This is a genomic window from Aeromonas sp. 1HA1, assembly GCF_029237385.1.
GTDB lineage: Bacteria > Pseudomonadota > Gammaproteobacteria > Enterobacterales > Aeromonadaceae > Aeromonas > Aeromonas popoffii.
The window spans coordinates 1-18,079 of record NZ_JAACGC010000008.1 but is presented as its reverse complement, the minus strand read 5'-3'; the positions used below and the strand labels follow the sequence as shown (position 1 = coordinate 18,079).

At 60.8% G+C, this 18,079-nt stretch carries 15 protein-coding genes and 4 pseudogenes; 12 read left to right on the top strand and 7 right to left on the bottom strand.

Annotation, left to right across the window (positions count from 1 at the left end; translation table 11 throughout):
• The first annotated feature begins 34 nt into the window (after positions 1-34).
• From rbfA to GWQ22_RS04325, 5 genes are all read left to right on the top strand, one after another.
• Complete coding sequence (rbfA, locus tag GWQ22_RS04345) at positions 35-469, top strand: 30S ribosome-binding factor RbfA (RefSeq protein WP_042035801.1); 435 nt, start codon at positions 35-37, stop codon at positions 467-469.
• A gap of 1 nt (position 470) precedes the next feature.
• Positions 471-1,430, top strand: coding sequence for a tRNA pseudouridine(55) synthase TruB (truB, locus tag GWQ22_RS04340; protein WP_042035800.1), 960 nt, complete (start codon positions 471-473; stop codon positions 1,428-1,430).
• Positions 1,431-1,574: 144 nt separating this feature from the next.
• A complete protein-coding gene (gene rpsO, locus GWQ22_RS04335; RefSeq protein ID WP_005317514.1) occupies positions 1,575-1,844 on the top strand; it encodes a 30S ribosomal protein S15 in 270 nt (89 codons plus the stop codon).
• Between the two features lie 168 nt (positions 1,845-2,012).
• A complete protein-coding gene (gene pnp, locus GWQ22_RS04330) occupies positions 2,013-4,154 on the top strand; it encodes a polyribonucleotide nucleotidyltransferase (RefSeq protein ID WP_108536868.1) in 2,142 nt (713 codons plus the stop codon).
• On the top strand, positions 4,087-5,508 hold the full coding sequence (locus GWQ22_RS04325) for an MFS transporter (protein ID WP_345893619.1): 1,422 nt from the start codon (positions 4,087-4,089) through the stop codon (positions 5,506-5,508). The genes pnp and GWQ22_RS04325 overlap by 68 nt, the downstream gene beginning before the upstream one ends.
• Here the strand turns inward: GWQ22_RS04325 and GWQ22_RS04320 are convergent.
• Both GWQ22_RS04320 and GWQ22_RS04315 read right to left on the bottom strand, forming a co-directional pair.
• The gene (locus GWQ22_RS04320) at positions 5,505-6,587 is read right to left on the bottom strand and encodes a protoglobin domain-containing protein (protein ID WP_108536866.1); all 1,083 of its coding nucleotides are present in this window, start codon (positions 6,585-6,587) and stop codon (positions 5,505-5,507) included. The two genes, GWQ22_RS04325 and GWQ22_RS04320, sit on opposite strands and share 4 nt — an antisense overlap.
• Before the next feature lie 132 nt (positions 6,588-6,719).
• Entirely contained in the window at positions 6,720-7,073 is a 354-nt protein-coding gene (locus tag GWQ22_RS04315) for a DsrE/DsrF/TusD sulfur relay family protein (RefSeq protein ID WP_108536865.1), read from the bottom strand.
• Between the two features lie 56 nt (positions 7,074-7,129).
• On the opposite strand from GWQ22_RS04315, the pseudogene GWQ22_RS04310 reads away from it, so the two are divergent.
• Positions 7,130-7,512: pseudogene (locus GWQ22_RS04310) on the top strand (DUF1090 domain-containing protein).
• Positions 7,513-7,577: 65 nt separating this feature from the next.
• Here GWQ22_RS04310 and fumC read toward each other — a convergent pair.
• The 4 genes and pseudogenes from fumC to GWQ22_RS04290 all read right to left on the bottom strand — a co-directional run.
• Positions 7,578-8,972 carry a class II fumarate hydratase gene (gene fumC / locus GWQ22_RS04305; protein WP_108536864.1) on the bottom strand — a complete coding sequence of 465 codons (1,395 nt, stop codon included), beginning with the start codon at positions 8,970-8,972 and terminating at the stop codon, positions 7,578-7,580.
• A gap of 122 nt (positions 8,973-9,094) precedes the next feature.
• A complete protein-coding gene (gene pepE, locus GWQ22_RS04300) occupies positions 9,095-9,823 on the bottom strand; it encodes a dipeptidase PepE (RefSeq protein WP_275929554.1) in 729 nt (242 codons plus the stop codon).
• A gap of 166 nt (positions 9,824-9,989) precedes the next feature.
• Positions 9,990-11,360 carry an endonuclease/exonuclease/phosphatase family protein gene (locus tag GWQ22_RS04295; protein WP_275929553.1) on the bottom strand — a complete coding sequence of 457 codons (1,371 nt, stop codon included), beginning with the start codon at positions 11,358-11,360 and terminating at the stop codon, positions 9,990-9,992.
• 112 nt (positions 11,361-11,472) lie between these two features.
• Positions 11,473-11,963: pseudogene (locus tag GWQ22_RS04290) on the bottom strand (IS630 family transposase); the annotation flags it as partial.
• A 228-nt stretch (positions 11,964-12,191) separates the two neighbouring features.
• Here GWQ22_RS04290 and GWQ22_RS04285 point away from each other — a divergent pair.
• The 4 genes from GWQ22_RS04285 to GWQ22_RS04270 all read left to right on the top strand — a co-directional run bounded on the left by GWQ22_RS04285 (position 12,192) and on the right by GWQ22_RS04270 (position 16,900).
• On the top strand, positions 12,192-13,106 hold the full coding sequence (locus tag GWQ22_RS04285) for a LysR family transcriptional regulator (protein WP_108536862.1): 915 nt from the start codon (positions 12,192-12,194) through the stop codon (positions 13,104-13,106).
• Between the two features lie 3 nt (positions 13,107-13,109).
• Entirely contained in the window at positions 13,110-14,009 is a 900-nt protein-coding gene (locus GWQ22_RS04280; RefSeq protein ID WP_275929552.1) for a LysR substrate-binding domain-containing protein, read from the top strand.
• 140 nt (positions 14,010-14,149) lie between these two features.
• Positions 14,150-14,779 carry a glutathione S-transferase gene (locus GWQ22_RS04275; RefSeq protein ID WP_275929551.1) on the top strand — a complete coding sequence of 210 codons (630 nt, stop codon included), beginning with the start codon at positions 14,150-14,152 and terminating at the stop codon, positions 14,777-14,779.
• 57 nt (positions 14,780-14,836) lie between these two features.
• On the top strand, positions 14,837-16,900 hold the full coding sequence (locus tag GWQ22_RS04270; protein ID WP_275929550.1) for a pyridoxamine 5'-phosphate oxidase family protein: 2,064 nt from the start codon (positions 14,837-14,839) through the stop codon (positions 16,898-16,900).
• A 10-nt stretch (positions 16,901-16,910) separates the two neighbouring features.
• On the opposite strand, the pseudogene GWQ22_RS04265 reads toward GWQ22_RS04270, so the two are convergent.
• Positions 16,911-17,069 (bottom strand): annotated as a pseudogene (locus tag GWQ22_RS04265) (IS630 family transposase); the annotation flags it as partial.
• A 39-nt stretch (positions 17,070-17,108) separates the two neighbouring features.
• Here GWQ22_RS04265 and GWQ22_RS04260 point away from each other — a divergent pair.
• Positions 17,109-17,303, top strand: a pseudogene (locus GWQ22_RS04260) (DUF6363 domain-containing protein); the annotation flags it as partial.
• Between the two features lie 505 nt (positions 17,304-17,808).
• On the top strand, positions 17,809-18,079 hold a 271-nt coding region (locus tag GWQ22_RS04255), incomplete at its 3' end, for a transposase (protein WP_275929600.1).

Here is an 18,079-nt window from a genome sequence, read left to right as displayed (position 1 = left end):
GGGGCCGCGGCCCCCTTTTATCGCAGGATAGAATATGGCCAGAGAATTTAGCCGGACCAACAGGGTCGGCCAGCAGATCCAGCGCGAAATCGCGTTGATCTTGCAGCGTGAGGTCAAGGACCCGCGTATCGGCATGGTAACCGTCTCGGACGTGGAAGTGTCCAAGGACCTCAACTATGCCAAGGTTTATGTCACCTTCTTGCAGCTGGAGAACGACGCCGACCGCATCAAGGAAGGGCTCAAGGGCCTGACCGAAGCGGCTGGCTACATCCGCAGCCTGCTTGGCAGTGCCATGCGCTTGCGCGTGGTGCCCGAGTTGCGCTTCTACTACGACCAGACCCTGGTCGAGGGGATGCGTCTCTCTAACCTGGTGACCAACACTGTGCGTGAAGACAAACGTCGTATGGCCGAAGCTGGCCGTGAAGAAGACGAAGCCGCACCGGATGATACTACTGAGGATAAAGCCTGAGATGTCTCGAAGACGTCGTTTCAAGGGCCGTGACGTACACGGTATCTTGCTGCTGGACAAGCCGACCGGTCTGACCTCCAACGATGTGTTGCAGAAGGTCAAGCGGATCTACAATGCCGCCAAGGCCGGCCACACCGGCGCCCTGGATCCACTGGCGACCGGCATGCTGCCGATTTGCCTCGGTGAAGCCACCAAGTTCTCCCAGTATCTGCTGGAAGCGGACAAGCGCTATGAGGTGACCGCCAAGCTGGGTGAGCGCACCAACACCAGCGATTCCGACGGCGAGGTGGTTTCCACCCGTCCGGTGAACGTGGCCGTGGGTACCCTGATCGAGTCGCTGGACCAGTTCCGCGGCCCCATCATGCAAGTGCCGTCCATGTACTCAGCCCTCAAGCACAACGGTCGCCCGCTCTACGAATATGCCCGTGAAGGCATAGAGATCGAGCGGGAAGCCCGCCCCATCACGGTATTTGAGCTCAAGCTCATCAGCTTTGAGGGGGATGAGGTCAAGCTGGAGGTGCACTGCAGCAAGGGCACCTATATTCGCTCCCTGGTGGACGATCTGGGGGAAGTGCTGGGCTGTGGCGCTCACGTCACCCAGCTGCGCCGCACCCAGGTGGCCAGCTATCCCTATGAGCGGATGCTGACCCTGGAACAGCTCGAGTGCATCTTCGAACAGGCCAAGGCTGAGAGTATCCCGCCACGGGAGCAGCTCGATCCCTTGTTGTTGCCGATGGATACCGCCGTGGCCGCGCTGCCCGAAGTGAACATGCTGGCGGCGGTGGCCGCTTATGTGAACCAGGGGCAGGCCGTGCAGGTTGCCGGGGCGCCGCAAGGTGGCCAGGTACGCATGACGGTCGGTCCTGAGCGTGAGTTCATCGGTGTGGGCGAGATAGACGACGAAGGGCGGGTAGCCCCCAAGCGTCTGGTGCGCTACCACGACGACCGCGACGAGGAGTGATCCTCGGGCGGTATCAGGGCGTCTTTCCCGCTGCGCCTCTTTCCCGTTGCGAAATGTGGCGGGGACGATTATGATACCGCCCTCATTTCACGGCTGAATTAGAGATTGGCTGTGAACCTTTAAACACTCTACTGGAGTAAACTCATGTCTCTAAATGCTGAGATCAAAGCTTCCATCGTTGCTGACAACGCTCGTTGCGCCAACGACACTGGCTCCCCCGAAGTGCAGGTTGCCCTGCTGACTGCCCAGATCAACCATCTGCAAGGTCACTTCAAAGAGCACGCTAAAGATCACCACGGTCGTCGTGGTCTGCTGCGCATGGTTTCCCAGCGTCGCAAGCTGCTGGACTACCTGAAGCGTAAAGATGTTCAGCGTTATGCTGCTCTGATCGCCAAGCTGGGTCTGCGTCGTTAATCGACCATCAGATTTCGCGAAAAAGGGGAACCTCCGGGTTCCCCTTTTTTATTGCGCGTCGGGCTGTCGCCGGCGTCACAGAATTTGTGTGATTGCTTACCTTTTGATTCGAATCAAGTATACTTGCACGCGAATTTAAAGAGCCAAATTGTAAAAAAGGAAATTCACGTGAATCCTATTGTAAAGTCATTCCAGTACGGTCAACACACCGTCACTCTGGAAACCGGTGTGATGGCCCGTCAAGCCACTGCGGCCGTTATGGTCAGCATGGACGATACCTGTGTATTTGTGACCGTAGTCGGTAAGAAAGAGGCCGATCACGGCCGTGATTTCTTCCCGTTGACCGTCAACTACCAGGAGCGTACCTATGCTGCTGGTCGTATCCCGGGTGGTTTCTTCCGTCGTGAAGGCCGTCCGAGCGAAGGCGAGACCCTTACCTCCCGCCTGATCGACCGTCCTATTCGTCCGCTGTTCCCGGAAGGCTTCCTCAATGAGGTTCAGGTGGTTGCCACCGTCATGTCCGTGAACCCGCTGGTTTCCCCGGACATCGTTGCCATGATCGGTGCCTCTGCTGCACTGGCCATCTCCGGCATCCCGTTCGGCGGCCCGATTGCGGCTGCTCGCGTGGGTTACATGAACGGTCAGTATGTGCTGAACCCGACCACCGCCGAACTGCCGCAGAGCGATCTGGACCTGGTGGTTGCCGGTACCGCCAACGCGGTACTGATGGTGGAATCCGAAGCGGCCATCCTGTCTGAAGAGACCATGCTGGGCGCCGTCGTTTATGGCCACGAGCAGATGCAAGTCGTGATCAACGCCATCAACGAATTCGCCGCCGACGTGGGTACCCAGCCGTGGGATTGGACCCCGCCTGCGACCAACGAAGCGCTCAAGGCCAAGATTGCCGAGCTGGCTACAGCTGAACTGGGTGAAGCCTACCGCATCACCGAGAAGGCTGTGCGTTACGCTGCCATCGGTGCCATCAAGCAGCGCGTGGTTGAGCAAGTGATCGCCGCCGGCGTGGAAGACGATGCCAAGAAGATTGGCGAAGAGTTCCACAGCCTGGAAAGCCGCATCGTCCGTGGTCGCGTAGTACGTGGCGAGCCGCGCATCGATGGTCGCGATCCGGAAATGATCCGTGCCCTGTCTGTTGGCACCGGCATTCTGCCCCGCGCTCACGGCTCTGCCCTGTTCACCCGTGGTGAGACTCAGGCCATCGTGGTTGCGACCCTGGGTACCGAGCGTGACGCCCAGAACATCGACGAGCTGGCTGGCCACCGTGCCGACCGCTTCATGCTGCACTACAACTTCCCGCCGTACTGCGTCGGTGAAACCGGCATGATGGGTAGCCCCAAGCGTCGTGAAATCGGTCACGGTCGTCTGGCCAAGCGCGGCGTTGCTGCCGTGATGCCGAGCGCCGCCGAGTTCCCGTACGTGGTGCGTGTGGTGTCTGAAATCACCGAATCCAACGGCTCTTCCTCCATGGCCTCCGTCTGTGGTTCCTCCCTGGCGCTGATGGACGCGGGTGTGCCGATCAAGGCCTCCGTTGCCGGTATCGCCATGGGTCTGGTGAAGGAAGAAGAAGGTTTCGTCGTGCTGTCCGACATCCTGGGTGACGAAGATCACCTGGGCGACATGGACTTCAAGGTGGCCGGTACTACCCAGGGTATCACTGCGCTGCAGATGGACATCAAGATCGAAGGCATCACCAAAGAGATCATGGAGATTGCCCTCAAGCAAGCCCGTGGTGCTCGCCTGCACATCCTGAAAGTGATGGACGAAGCCATCCAGGCGCCGCGCAGCGAAATCTCTGACTTTGCCCCGCGTATCCACACCATCAAGATCAATCCTGAGAAGATCAAGGATGTGATCGGCAAGGGTGGTTCCGTGATCCGTGCGCTGACCGAAGAGACTGGCACCAACATCGAGCTGGATGATGACGGTACCGTCCGTATCTCCGCCGTTGCCAACGAAGCCGCCATGGAAGCCATTCGTCGCATCGAGGCCATCACAGCCGAGATCGAAGTGAACCGCATCTATGAAGGCAAGGTTGTGCGTCTGGCCGACTTCGGTGCCTTCGTCAACATCCTGCCGGGTAAAGACGGTCTGGTACACATCTCCCAAATCACCGATGCCCGTGTGCAAAACGTGGCCGACTTCCTGAAGATCGGTGATGTGGTGAAGGTGAAGGTACTGGAAGTGGACCGTCAAGGCCGTGTGCGTCTCTCCATCAAGGAAGCGAATGCACCGACCGAAGCCGCCGCACCGGTTGCTGACGTGGCTGTTGCCGAAGAGCCGACTGCCGAATAAGGGCTGCCGTGCTGTTCAAGAGCCGACCTCAGGGTCGGCTTTTTTGTGCCTGCTCGGCAGAAAAGTTGTTTCTTATGAAGCCCTCTGTTACAACAATGGGCTCCCCGCGCGACGGGTAACAAGGATCAGTATGATGTCGTGGGCCCTCCTCAGGCAGTTTCCCCCATTGGTCTGGACCGTGATCCTGGGCACCTTCATGGTGCGCACCAGCTATTACATGGTCTGGCCCTTTCTCTCGATCTTGCTCTATCGGGAGTATGCCCTCTCGGCCACCAGCATAGGGGCCATGCTGGGAGCGAGTGCGGCGATCTCCACCCTGATCAGCTTTTACGGCGGCTGGCTGTCGGACCGGCTGGGGCGGCGCAACATATTGCTGGCCGGCTGCCTGGTCGCGCTGCTTTGCTATGGTCTGCTCGGCTTCTCCCACTCAGTGCTCTGGCTCGGAGTCGGGGTGATAGGCAGCGGTCTCTCCTCTGGCCTCATAGATGCTCCGGGCAAGGCGCTGATGGCCGATAGCCTCGCCTCGGCCAAGGCGCGCGAGCTGGCACTGCATATGCGTTACTTCCTGCTCAACCTGGGGGCGGCGATAGGGCCTCTGCTTGGGGTGACTCTGGGCATCAGCGCCCAGCAGCAGACCTTCCTGCTGCTCTCCGGCAGCTACCTGCTGCTGGGGGCTGCTTTCGTCTGGGGCTTTCGCGCGCTGAACGAGGAAGAGCGGCGCGCAGGCGGCCTGGGTCTGCGGGCCGCGATCAAGGTGCTGTGGCTGGATCGGGGCTTTCTGCTGCTGGTGATGGCGAACCTGCTGATGGTGCTGGTCTACTCCCAGTTTCACTCTCCCCTGGTGCAGTACCTGACTCGGGCCGAGACCCCAGAGGTGGCGCGGCTGGTCGCTATTCTGGTGACGATCAATGCGCTGACTGTGGTCGTGCTGCAATTCCCGCTGCTGCATCTGCTCGCCCGTTGGCCGGGCAAGGTGCGACTGCAGCTTGGCATCATGTTGTTTCTGGGGGCTCAGGTGCTGTTTGCGCTGGGGGATCCCGCGCAGTGGTCGCACTGGATCGGCGCCGTGCTGCTGCTGAGCGTGGGGGAGACGATTCTGTTCCCGCTGCTCAACGTGCTGATCGATCAGATGTCGCCCCCTCATCTGAAGGGGAGCTATTTCGGCGCCGGTGCGCTGGCCGGGTTGGGCGGGGCCATCGGGGCCATGCTGGGAGGCTGGATCCTGGAACGATGGAGCGGGCAGTCACTCTACATTCTGATGGCGCTGTTCTGCATGCTGACCTTTCTGTTGTACGAGTGGGGCGCGAGGATCCCGCGCCCCGAGGTGGCGAAAGCCTGTTCCCGCGAGGGTTAATGGGTCTCCTTCTGGTTGACTTGCTTCATCGCCCTCTTGGCGGCATACATGCGCTCGTCGGCCAGCCGGATCAGGCTGTGGCCCTCGTCGAACTGCATGGGGCCGGTCTGCACCATGCCGATACTGAGGGTCACATCGTCGACCTGTTCTTTCAGGGCATTGGTCAGGCGCTGGAGGTAGACGTTTCTGGCTTGGTCTTCATTGCAGTTGGGCAGGATCAGGCAGAACTCATCCCCGCCGTAGCGAAAACAGTAATCCTCCGCCCGTGACACCTTGCGAATGCAGTCGCCGACGATGCGCAGTATCTCATCGCCCCGCTGGTGTCCCTGGGTGTCGTTGATCTGTTTGAAGTCGTTGATGTCGAGGTAGGCGATGACCACGGGCTCGGCGCGGCGCTGGCAGGTACGCAGTGTGCGGGTCAGGTTCTCCTGCAGGTGGCGCACGCTGAGCAGGCCGGTGAGGGAGTCGGTCCGGCTCATCTCCTCCAGCTGCTGGGTACGCTCCCGCACCTTCTCCTCCAGCGTCCTGGCGTAGATCTCCGACTTCTCCTTGGATGACTCTATCTCCGAGACCAGGCTGCGGATATAGGTCTCGAACACCAGAGTAATGTCGAACAGGAACAGCTTGTCGAGGGCGGTCAACATGGCGATGCGATCCTGCTCATGCTCAATCTGGGTGAAAATATCCTCGATAAGCAGCCCCTTGAGGGTGTTGATGGCCGCCAGATAGAGTTTGGGCTCAACCCCGATCCGTTTGTGCACCAATCCGATCCGCAGCCGGTTGTTGACGTACTCCAGATCATACAGGCCACTAAACAGATCAAGGATATAGCGACGCTGAGCCGTTCTAAGTCTGGTGAGTGTATCGGCATCACCGATCAGTAGCGCGATTTCGGTGATCCCGGTCTGCATTTCATAGAACTTGTCGACCAGTGCATCTATGTGAGGCTCTATATTGGGGCGATAACTGGCGAGCCGGGAGAAGTCATCCTCATTCAGCAGCAAAAGCTCCTTGCGGTGAGCAATGTCGAACTCTGTGATCCGCATCTGTTCCAGCAGAGTTTGTTCGGTTGGATTCATGGCAGTTCCCTGAACGAAAATGAAGGCGCGCACGTTTATCTAATTGACAGTGTAGACATTAACAGCAGGGGGAAGGTTTTCAAATGGCGCAGGTTTGTTGCAGATCAACGGCTGCGCCCATTTATTTATGCACTAGAAGGTCAGTACCTTGTCGGCTGCCAGGGTCCACTGGGCCAGCAGCGGCAGGGTGCCGATCTCGATCCCCTCAATGAGCGGCAGGGCCGTGATGCCGCGGGCATCGGTACAGGTCTTGCAAAGGCGGATGATGGCACCCTGGGCCAGCAGGATTTCTAGCATTTGGCGCAGGTTGTACCCCTCGGCGGGTACTTGTCCTGCCAGTGCGGCGCCGACCGCATCGGACATCAGAAACAGTTGCAGGCTCACACCTCCCTGCTCATTGAGGGCGATGGCCAGCCGCAGGGCGTTAAACAGGGATTCGCTGCCGTAGGGGGCGCCGTTGGCAATGATGACAATACGTTGATTCATGAAAGACTCCATCCTGAAAGCCGCTATTGTAGACTCGCCGAAGCCGCGCTGGCGTGATGTTGCACAAATTCTGTCGTAACCGGTTGGCACACGGCTTGGCCCGCCTGGATGCTGGCTGCAAGGCACAGCAACAGGCCGTGGCGGATCAGCGGGTCTTCGCCAAGGCGCACAACAACGGGGATCAGGTTGCCGAGCTCAAACGGGCGGTGCGCAACATCGAGGCTCACTGCACCGAGGCGGACCTGTTCAAGGAGCAGTAGCAACGGGTGGCCGAGCGGAAAGAGGGGGTGAACGAGCGGCTGCTCGAGCTGGAAACGGTGCGGGTGTGGGCAAACCTGACAAGATCGCCAACAAGCAGACCAAGCGGGAAGAAGCCCGGATCCGTTTGCTGGCAGCCCAGAACGAGCGAGATGCATTGAGCAAGCTGCTCACTCCCTGACTGCCGTCTTGCAGAATGAAAAAGTCGGGCATGCCCGACTTTTTGCTGTTCAGTTGTCCCTCATTTCATGTTCTCCGTCGACCGACCATGTTGGCCGGCACCACCCAGGCATCGAACTCCTGCGCCGTGAGATGGCCGGAGGCGATGGCGGCCTCCCGCAGGCTGATTCCCTCGTGGTGGGCACGCTTGGCTATCTCGGCCGCGTTGTCGTAGCCGATGTGGGGGTTGAGCGCCGTGACCAGCATCAGGGAGCGGGCCAGCAGCTCATCAATGCGTGCCCGGTTCGGCGTGATACCGATGGCGCAGTGATCACAGAAGCTCTGCATGCCATCGGCAAGCAGGCGTACGCTCTGCAAAAAGTTGTGGGCAATCAGGGGGCGAAACACGTTCAGCTCGAAGTTGCCGCTGGCACCGCCTATGGTGATGGCCACGTCGTTGCCCATCACCTGGGCACACAGCATGGTCAGCGCCTCGCACTGGGTCGGGTTGACCTTGCCGGGCATGATGGAGGAGCCGGGCTCATTTTCCGGGATCAGCAGCTCCCCCAGTCCGCTGCGGGGGCCGCTGGCCAGCCAGCGCACGTCATTGGCGATCTTCATGAGCGACGCGGCCAGTGCCTTGAGGGCCCCGTGGGCATGCACCATGGCATCGCTTGCCGCCAGCGCTTCGAACTTGTTGGGGGCGCTCACCAGTGGCAGGCCCGTCTGCTGTGCCAGGGTGGCCGCCACCTCGTCGGCAAAGCCGGGTGGCGTATTCAGGCCGGTGCCGACGGCCGTGCCTCCCAGCGCAAGTTCGCACAGATGGGGCAGGGCAGCCCGAATGTGGCGCTCCGCCTGTTCCAGTTGGGCGACCCAGCCGGAGAACTCCTGTCCCAGGGTGAGCGGGGTGGCGTCTTGCAAGTGGGTGCGGCCAATTTTGACTATGTCGTCGAAGGTGTGGGCCTTGCGCGCCAGGGTGGCGCTCAGGGTGAGCAGGGCGGGCAGCAGTTGCAGCGTGATAGCACTGACGGCTGCCAGGTTCATGGCGCTCGGGAAGACATCGTTGCTTGACTGGCTCTTGTTCACCTCGTCGTTGGGGTGCACCAGACGCCCTTCGCCGCGCGGGCCACCGAGCAGTTCGCTGGCCCGGTTGGCCAGCACCTCGTTGACGTTCATGTTGGTCTGGGTGCCCGAGCCTGTCTGCCAGACCCTGAGCGGAAACTCTTCCTCGTGCTGGCCGCAGAGGACCTCATCGGCGGCGCTCATGATGGCTTGGGCCGTGCGAGCGGGCAGCAGCCCTTTGGCGTGGTTGACCCTGGCACAGGCAGATTTGATGCGCGCCAGAGCGTGAATAAGCTCCATGGGCTGACGCTCCCCCGAGATATCGAAGTGGTGGAGGGAACGCTGGGTCTGGGCCCCCCATAGCCGCTCGGCCGGAACGGCTATCTCCCCGAAACTGTCGTGTTCTATCCGTGTCGTCATTGCATCCTCCCGCCGAAAAGAAAAGGGGCGAGGGAATATCCCTTGCCCCTCACAGCATGGCAAACCACAGGCTCGGCCGCTTGAATAGCGCCTCACGCAGGCGTGCCCTCTTGCATCATGGTTCAGCCGTGGGGGCGAAACGCCGTCAACGTCGCCAGCGGGCTGGCATCCATGCACTCCTGAGTCGCCTCGCCGTGCTTGAAGATCTTGAAGTCTTCGCCGCGGGCGCTCCAGTATTCGAGGGTGTCGCCGTTGATCTGCAGCAAGCTGGCTTCGCGCAGGGCCACCACATGTTCGCTCGGGTTGATGGCGCAGAACTCTGCCAGACGTTCATCGCGGGTCTCCCCCATGTGGCCGCTGATGCTGGCATCCAGATAGTGGGGGTTGATCTGCAGCGGGAACAGGCCCAGCGCAGGCAACACGGCGGCGCTGCACACCGGCATGTCGTTGGTGGTGCGAATGCTCGGGGTTGCCACGTTGCAACCTGCGCTCCAGCCCACATAGGGCACGCCCCGCTCGCGCACGGCGCGCTGGATTGGCACAACCAGGCCATTCTCGTGCAGCAACTGGTTGAGGCGCCAGGTGTTGCCACCGCTGATAAAGATGGCCTCCGCCTGCTGGATTGCGTCCACAGGGTCGTCGAACTGATGGATGCTGATAGCTTCCACCCCCAGGCTCTCGCCAAGTTCATTGGCCCTGGCATCCCAATCGCTGCGGATCACCGCGTAGGGTATGAGCAGGATACGCTTGACCTGTTTGCGGGCGAGCAGGGTCTGCACCCGCTCCCGGGCCCAGCCGAGCAGACCCTGGCATTCGGTGGCTTTACCGTTGCTAAGAAGAAGCAGTTCCATGAACAGTGTCCTCATGAGTGAAAGCGGAGGAGGCGTCACCAGGGCGTGGCATGGCGACAGGAGCCCCGATTCTAACCCGATTGGCGGCCGGGTTCTGTGATCGGTTCATCTATCCCGATGAGCCTGCCGCTGGTCCGCCCATTCACGAAAGATGGAAACAATCAGGTTAGTCGAGCTTGAAGTCGACCCACACCAGCCGGTGATCCGAGCTCACGCCCTTGGCGATGCCCAGCTTGGCGTCGTACACCAGGTGGTAGCCGGGCTCGAAGCTGGCGGGCCAGAACACGCCGGAGGCGACCGCGTTCAGGTTGGCGGAGGGCAGCAGGTGATCGAGCTGCAGGCCGCTGCTGCTGGTGATGCGCTCCGGGGTGGGGCGGTTGTTGTTGCGCTTGCACTGATCCGGCTGGCTGGCGAGGCACTCGGGGCCGCCCTGGCTGACCGGTATGATGGCGCCGTTGGTGACCGCCTGATTGACCAGCACATGGTTGTGCAGATCCTGAATGGCGGTGAGATCCCCATCGCCAATCTGGGGATCGGCGTTGAGATCCCCGGCGATGACGAATTTGGCACCTTGGGGCAGGCCGCCGGCCTTGCCTGCGTCATCCACCATGTAGCTGGCCGTTTCCACGTAGTCCTGCCAGAAGGCGACTTCGGCGCGGTTGTGTTTGACGTTGTGGCGCGCCGCATTGCCGAAGATGGGCGGAGTCGGGTGGGAGACGAGGAAGTGGATCACCTCCTCCTGGTTGCCGCGTTTGATGCGCACTGGCACATCGGCGTGATTCTTGGACGAGAGCGGGAACGCCTGCCAGGCGGCGTCGTCATACCAGGCATCGCCACACTGGCGGCCCGACGGGATCTTGGCATTGGGGTTGTTGCAGTCGTCGATGACGGGGTTCTGCTCGCCAGGCATGTCCTTCCACTTGAAGTGCTGGAAGGTGCGGATCTGCTTGGTGTCGATAGGGTACTGGGACATGACGGCGAATGCGTACTGGCCGTGGTAGTTGCCAAAGCCCCAGCCATCGTCCGGGCCGCTGCCCACCTTGCCATCCAGGTTGAGGTCATGGCCGCTCATCAGGCCGGTGTTGGTGGCGAAGTTTTGCAGCACAGGGTAGCGGATGGCGGTCACCTCGTTGTGCTGGGCGTGGGCCAGGTAGTTGTCGTTGAACGCCGTCAGATCGGCGGTGCCGGCGCCCTTGCCGTCGTTGTCGAACTCGTTGAGCAGGAAGACATCCGGCCGGGTGCGCTGGATAATCTCGGCGATATTGCGGATCTGCTGCACATCCTTGGCGCGGGTGATCTCCTCCTTGCCTAGGCTGCCGTCCCCTTGCTGGTAGCGGGTCAGCAGGGCGTCCTGCTCGGCGCGGGTCAGTGCCAGTTCCCCGCTCAGCATGCCTGGAGCGGTGCGATCAAAGGAGAGGTTGAAAGTTGCGAAGCGAACCATGGTGGTCGGGGTCTCGGAGTCATGTTGGCTGTTACAGCCTGCCATCAATCCGAGGGAAATGGCAGCGGCGAGTAGGGACTTGCTGATATTTTTCATTGTAATATTCCGTAGCATCAATAAGTTATATCTGGTTGGTACGAGCGTTGAGGCGCGCCCATTATAGGGAGCCCGCCCCCGGGCCGGGCGCCGGATGAGCCAAAGTGTGAGTCCCAAGGCTATCATTGATGGCCGTCATTTTGAGCTCTTTGTGAGGATTGCGAATGTGCAAAGTGGGCGCGCCGGTGCTAGACAATACCCAGCCGTGGCAGCCAGCGCCCTATGGTTGAAGCATGTAATTTCAGGTGCCAATTCCGTTTCAGTTCAGATGCCATCAGTTCGGTACTCCAAGGCGAGCGCTGATATCCTAGCTCCTGAGGTGACAACTGGATCAACAGCAGCAATAGACCCGAGATGTGAGCAAATGGCAGTACCGGCTTGCGCCCCCAAAGCTCGCTTTCAAGCTCCTCAAGGCTGTATAAGGTGTACCAGTTCACCCAGATGAGCGAGCGGCGGCAGTGAGCCTTGAAACAGCGAGACACTGTGCCCGTCAGCGACGAGCAAGATGGCGTTGAGCTTCCGGCAGAGATCTTTATCTTTGGTCCGATGCATCTTGTTGATGATCCTGCGTCGCTCATCATGGTCGGGCAGTGTTAGTATCATTTCGGGCTCGGCTCGGCTCGTTTGTCGTTTGGTTGATTTGGCGATTAATCAGGACGCACAAACGACGTAGAGTTCCATTCTTTACCCGGATAAGTGGTCTACATTTCGGAACGGTAATTTAGCTTCCCGAAACGCGCCCCTGCGATATGAACTTTTCAACGGGATGAAGATGTAAGTCTAAGCACAGCACTAACAGTGCAGACTGTGGCCTCACATGAGGAGTCCAATATGGACCGCTTTCAGGAAATGCAGGTGTTTCTGGCCGTTGCCGAGGAACAGGGGTTTGCCGCCGCAGCAAGCAGGCTGAACATGTCGCCGCCCAGCGTGACCCGCGCCGTGGCCGGACTGGAAGAGCGCATCGGCACCCTGCTGCTGAACCGTACCACCCGCAGCATGAACATCACCGAGGCCGGTCAGCGTTATGCCGAGGACTGCCGGCGCATCCTCGCCGAACTGGAAGAAGCCGAAGAGTCTGCCGCTGGCAGCCATGCCATGCCGAGGGGCCAACTGACGCTCACGGCGCCCTTGTTGTTTGGCGAGCTGTTTGTTACCCCGTTGATGGTCGACTTCCTGGAGCAGCATCCTGCCGTGCAGATCCGCGCGATGCTGGTAGATCGGGTGGTGAGCATGGTTGATGAAGGCATTGATGTGGCCGTGCGGATAGGCAACCTGCCGGACAGCGGCCTGAATGCACTGCGGGTCGGTGAAGTGCGCCGCGTGATCTGCGCGTCTCCGGCGTTTCTTGATGCCCATGGCCGCCCGACGCACCCTGAACAATTGCAGCAGTTGCAGGTGGTGGGCTCGGCCAGCAGCCCGCTGCTCAGCGACTGGCAATTCGAAGACAACGGCAGCCTGCTCAACGTGCGCCTGCAACCACGGCTGGTGGTCACCGCCAATCAGGCGGCCATCAATGCCGCCGCATTGGGCTGGGGCCTGACCCGGGTGCTGAGTTATCAAGTGGCGGCCAAGGTCGCCAGCGGCGAACTGGAAATCGTCCTACAGGAGTTCGAGCAGCCACCGCTGCCCGTGCATGTGGTCTATCATGGCGGGCGCAAGGTGGCGGCCAAGGTGCGCGCCTTCGTCGACTTCTGCGAACAACGCCTGGGCCAGGATCCGGCGCTCAATCCACACTGGTCGAACTGAGTCATGGATCGCCAGCAACAGATGCAGGTGCTCCTTGTGGTCAGTCAAACGCGGAGCCTGGCCGCCGCCGCACGCCAGTTGGGACTCTCCGAGCCGACCGTGACCCGCGCCATCGACGCCCTGGAAGCACGGTTAAATCTGGCACTGCTGCAACGCAGCACCCGGGGCGTGTTGCTCACCGAAGCGGGTGAGCGCTTTGCCGCGGACTGCCAGCGCATTCTCGCCGAGGTACAGGAGGCCGAAGCCTCGGCCAGTGGCCTGCACAGTCAGCCCCGCGGGCATCTGACGGTCAGCGTGCCCCTGCTGTTCGGCCAGGAACTGATGCCAGCCATCCTGCTCGATTACCTGCAGCAGTACCCCGAGGTGCAGCTGTATGTCCGCTATCTCGACCGCCAGCCGAACCTGCATGAGGAAGGCGTCGATGTGGCCATTCTGGCCGGCGACCTGCCCGACTCCTCGTTGTTCGCCCTCAAGGCCGGGCAGATACGCCGCGTGGTCTGCGCCAGCCCCGCCTACCTGGCACGCTTGGGCACACCCACGCATCCCGAGGAACTCTCACGGCACCGCATTATCCATTCCAGTGCCGATGCCAGGCTGACCGAGTGGCGCTTTCAGGTCGAGGGCAGACTGCGGCATTACCCGCTTCGCCCGCGGTTGAGCTGTACCTCCAATCAGCCAGCGATTCGCGCAACCTGCGCCGATGGCGGGCTAATACGCTGCATGAGCTATCAGGTGCATGAGCGTTTTCAACGTGGCGAGTTGGTCGAGGTGCTACAGGCGTTCGGCTTACCGGAACTGCCGGTGTATGTGGTCTATCGCGAAGGACGGCGCGCCGCTGCGCGGGTGCTCAGCTTTGTTGATTTTGCGGTGGGCCGTTTGCGCGAGCACCCGGCGCTGCGCTGAGCGACGCTTTTGTTTCATTTTACGTAATAATGAATTGCTTTTTCTGGCGATTCTACGATTTGGCTAGGTAGCTCAGTATGGTTCACACAACACGGCACACTCGGTGTCGCTGTTTCACATAGCTAACTGCGGAGTTCACCATGTCCAAGCCGATCAAACTTTTTCGTCATCCCCTCTCCGGTCACGCTCACCGTGTGGAGTTGTTCCTCTCGCTGCTGAATGTGTCGACCGAACTGGTGTTCGTCGATCTGGCCAAGGGCGCGCACAAGTCGGCCGAATTCCTGGCCATGAACCCCTTCGGCCAGGTGCCGGTAATCGATGATAACGGCGTGGTGCTGAGTGACTCCAACGCCATCCTGGTGTACTTGGCGAAGAAGTACGACACCAGCGGTCAGTGGCTGCCCAAGGAGCCGCTGGCAGGTGCGCAGGTACAGCAATGGTTGTCCATCGCCGCTGGACCGATCGCCTCGGGACCGGCCACCGCGCGCCTGATCACTGTGTTCGGCGCCCCCTACGATGCAGCGTCGACCATCGCCCGCACCCATGCCCTGCTCAAGGTGATCGAGCAGGAGCTGGCCAGCCGCCCGTACCTGACCGGAAACCTGCCGACCTTGGCCGATGTCGCCAGCTATACCTATATCGCCCATGCGCCGGAGGGCAATGTGTCGCTGGCCGACTACCCGCAGGTGCGTGCCTGGCTGGCGCGCGTCGAAGCCCTGCCGGGCTTCGTACCGATGCAACGCACCGCCGTCGGCTTGCAAAGCGCCTGACTCACCCCCGGCGCGGCCATCGGCCGCGCCGGCCTTTTCATTCAGCGGAGCCTTGCCATGACCAGCCCACAGCCGACCAATTTATCTCCCTGGCACGCCGGGGAAAAGCAGTTACAGGAGCGCGTGGGTGTTGCCGAGCGTATGGAAGCATTTGGCCGGCGGGTGATCCGCGACCATATGCCCGACCAGCACCGTGATTTCTACCGGCAACTGCCGTTCCTGCTGCTGGGCTCGGTAGACGCCCAAGGGCGCCCCTGGGCCAGCATCCTCGAAGGCCCGGTCGGCTTTGCCCATTCCCCGGAGCCACGCCTGTTGCGGCTGGATAGCGTGCTCGGTGCGGGCGATCCGGCCGCGCAGGCGCTGCAAGACGGTGCGGCCGTCGGCCTGCTGGGCATCGAGCTGCATACCCGTCGGCGCAATCGCCTTAACGGTAATGTGGTCGGGCGTGACGCGCAGGGCCTGGGCATCGCCGTGGATCAGGCGTTCGGCAACTGCCCGCAGTACATCCAGCTGCGCCAGCACCTGCTGCCCGTCAGCCAACCCCTGCCGGCCGTGGTGGCCGAGCAACTGGACCATCTGGATGAGCCGGCGCAGCAGATGATTGCCGGTGCTGACACCTTCTTTGTCGCCAGCTATGTCACCCTGGAGGATGGCCGGCTGGCGGTGGACGTTTCCCACCGGGGCGGCCAGGCCGGGTTTGTGCGGGTGCAGGGCAACCGCCTGAGCATCCCGGATTTTGCCGGCAACCTGCACTTCAACACCCTCGGCAACCTGCTGCTCAACCCGCAAGCCGGCCTGTTGTTCATCGACTTCGCCACGGGTGACCTGCTGCAGATCAGCGGGCGCACTGAGCTGACGCTGGAAGGTGATGAAATCCGCGCTTTTCAGGGCGCTGAGCGCCTCTGGCACGTGGAGGTCGAGCAGGTGATCCGTCGGCAAGGCGCGCTAACGCTGCGCTGGGATTTACAGAGTTACTCGCCCAACAGCCTGATGACCGGCAGCTGGGAACAGGCCGAGGCGCGCCTGCAGGCGCAGACACTTCGCGATCAGTGGCGCCCCCTGCGGGTGGCACGCGTGGTCGAGGAAAGCGCCAGTATCCGCTCGTTCTATCTGGAACCGGCCGATGTCGGTGGCTGGCCGGCGTTCTCGGCGGGTCAGCACCTGCCCCTGCGCCTGACGATTCCCGGACAGGCGCACCCTGTCATCCGCACCTACAGCCTATCCAACGCGCCCTCCGATGACGTTCTGCGCATCAGCGTGAAGCGTGACGGACTGGCATCCGGCTACCTGCATGATCAGATCAAGGTCGGCAGTCTGCTGGAGGCCAAGGCCGCGCAGGGTCAGTTCGTGCTCGATCCCGTGCAGCACCGGCCACTTGTACTGCTGGCCGCCGGGGTGGGCATCACCCCGCTGCTGAGCATGTTGCGCGAGGTGGCCTACCAGAATCGCCGGCTGCGTCGGCGCCGTACGGTCTGGCTGATCCAGAGCGCCCGCCAGCAGGCGGAGCTGGCCTTCAGCCGGGAGTTGTATGAGCTGCAGCAGCAGAGCGGCGAAACCCTGCACTGGCTGCGAGTCATCAGCCAGCCCGAGGCCGGGCTGCAGGAGGGACTGGACTTCGACCTGCACGGGCGCATCGATATCGAACTGCTCAAGGCTGTGCTGCCCTTCGACGACTATGACTTTGTTCTGTGCGGACCAGCCGGTTTCACCCAGGCGCTGTACGATGGCCTGCGCGAGCTGAACATCAGTGACAGTCGCCTGCATGCCGAGACCTTCGGCCCCTCCAGCCTCATGCGACGCCCAGACCTGGCCGGTCCGACACAGGACTGGCCGCTGGCGGCCAGCAACCCGGTGCCCGTGCTTTTTGAGCTCTCGGCCAAGGAGGCGCGCTGGCTGCCTGGTAGCGGCAGCCTGCTGGATCTGGCCGAGAGCCGCGGCCTGACTCCGGAGTTCAGCTGCCGGGGCGGCACCTGCGGCACCTGCCGCACGCGCATCGTCAGTGGTCAGGTAACCTACCCGCAGCCACCATCCAACCTGCCGGCCGAAAGTGAGGCTCTGATCTGCTGCGCCGTACCCGCCGCCGGCACGGACGGCAATCAACCCCTAGTGCTCGCCCTCTAAATAGCTGATCCTAATTCCGCTCCAGTTGCATAAGCCCATGTCCGTTACCGGGGAACGGTGCAGCCTGATCCCGGAAGTAGAACACGCGACGTAATAATTCACCCAATGTGCGGCATTGGTGGTTCCGGGTGATCGTTTCATGGAGATCATGCCACATCCGCTCAATCTGGCGGCCTTTCTGGCGGGCTAGCAGGGGGCGCAACCACAGCGTCATCCCAGTTACAACGACGCCATCGACTTCATCCGCCAGCCACCGGCGGATTGTCGCATCCGGCTCATCTATCCACCGGCGGGCTTTCGGGTCGGCCGCATGACCACAGACAAGGGGCGGCTGGAACTGGGTTACCGTATGGGCTGGCAAGCGGCTCTGGATTATCTGGCGGCTGGCTCGGCCCAGCCTTGAGCCCTCTTGGCGGCGCCGCCCGGGGCCGCCACTATGAAAAATCATCGCGATACCGCTGCGGATCAACGACGAATTATCTCGCCCGCCACTCCCCATATTGATGGTCAGAGCCAGCATCCTGCTCGTTTTCGTAATATGGGGCGGGATAATTTTTTGCAATATTTAAAGCGAGATGGTCAGTATTTCTGGCATGAAAAACATCACTGTTACGTTGATCCAAATAATCCTCTGTTCAAATTTTTATGGAATAATTAATTCGGTGGGAAACTTTCCTGGTCGGTGTTTTTAAACACGCTTTAATATTCATTAAATCTCTTTTTATTCATATGCATAAGGTGAATTATCTTATGTTGAATAGATTGTTAGCGCTGGGTGGAATCACTTTACATTAATGGCGAATTGATAGCCTGACTTCATCTCGGCTATTGTCCCCTCTAGGGAAGGTGCGAACAAGTCCCTGATGTGAGATCATGAATCCCACTTGGCATCAGGTATGAGGTTCAGCATGAGTCACCAGCTCACCTTCGCGGATAGCGAGTTCAATGGTAAACGCCGCAAAACCCGCAAAGAGATATTCTTGGCTCGCATGGACGCTTTGCTCCCATGGTCAAGGATGCTGGAGGTCATCGAACCCGTCTATCCCAAGGTAGGTAACGGGCGTCGTCCCTACCCACTCGACACTATGCTCCGCATTCACTGCATGCAGCAGTGGTACAACCTCAGCGACGGCGCCATGGAAGACGCGCTCTACGAGATTGCCTCGATGCGTCTGTTTG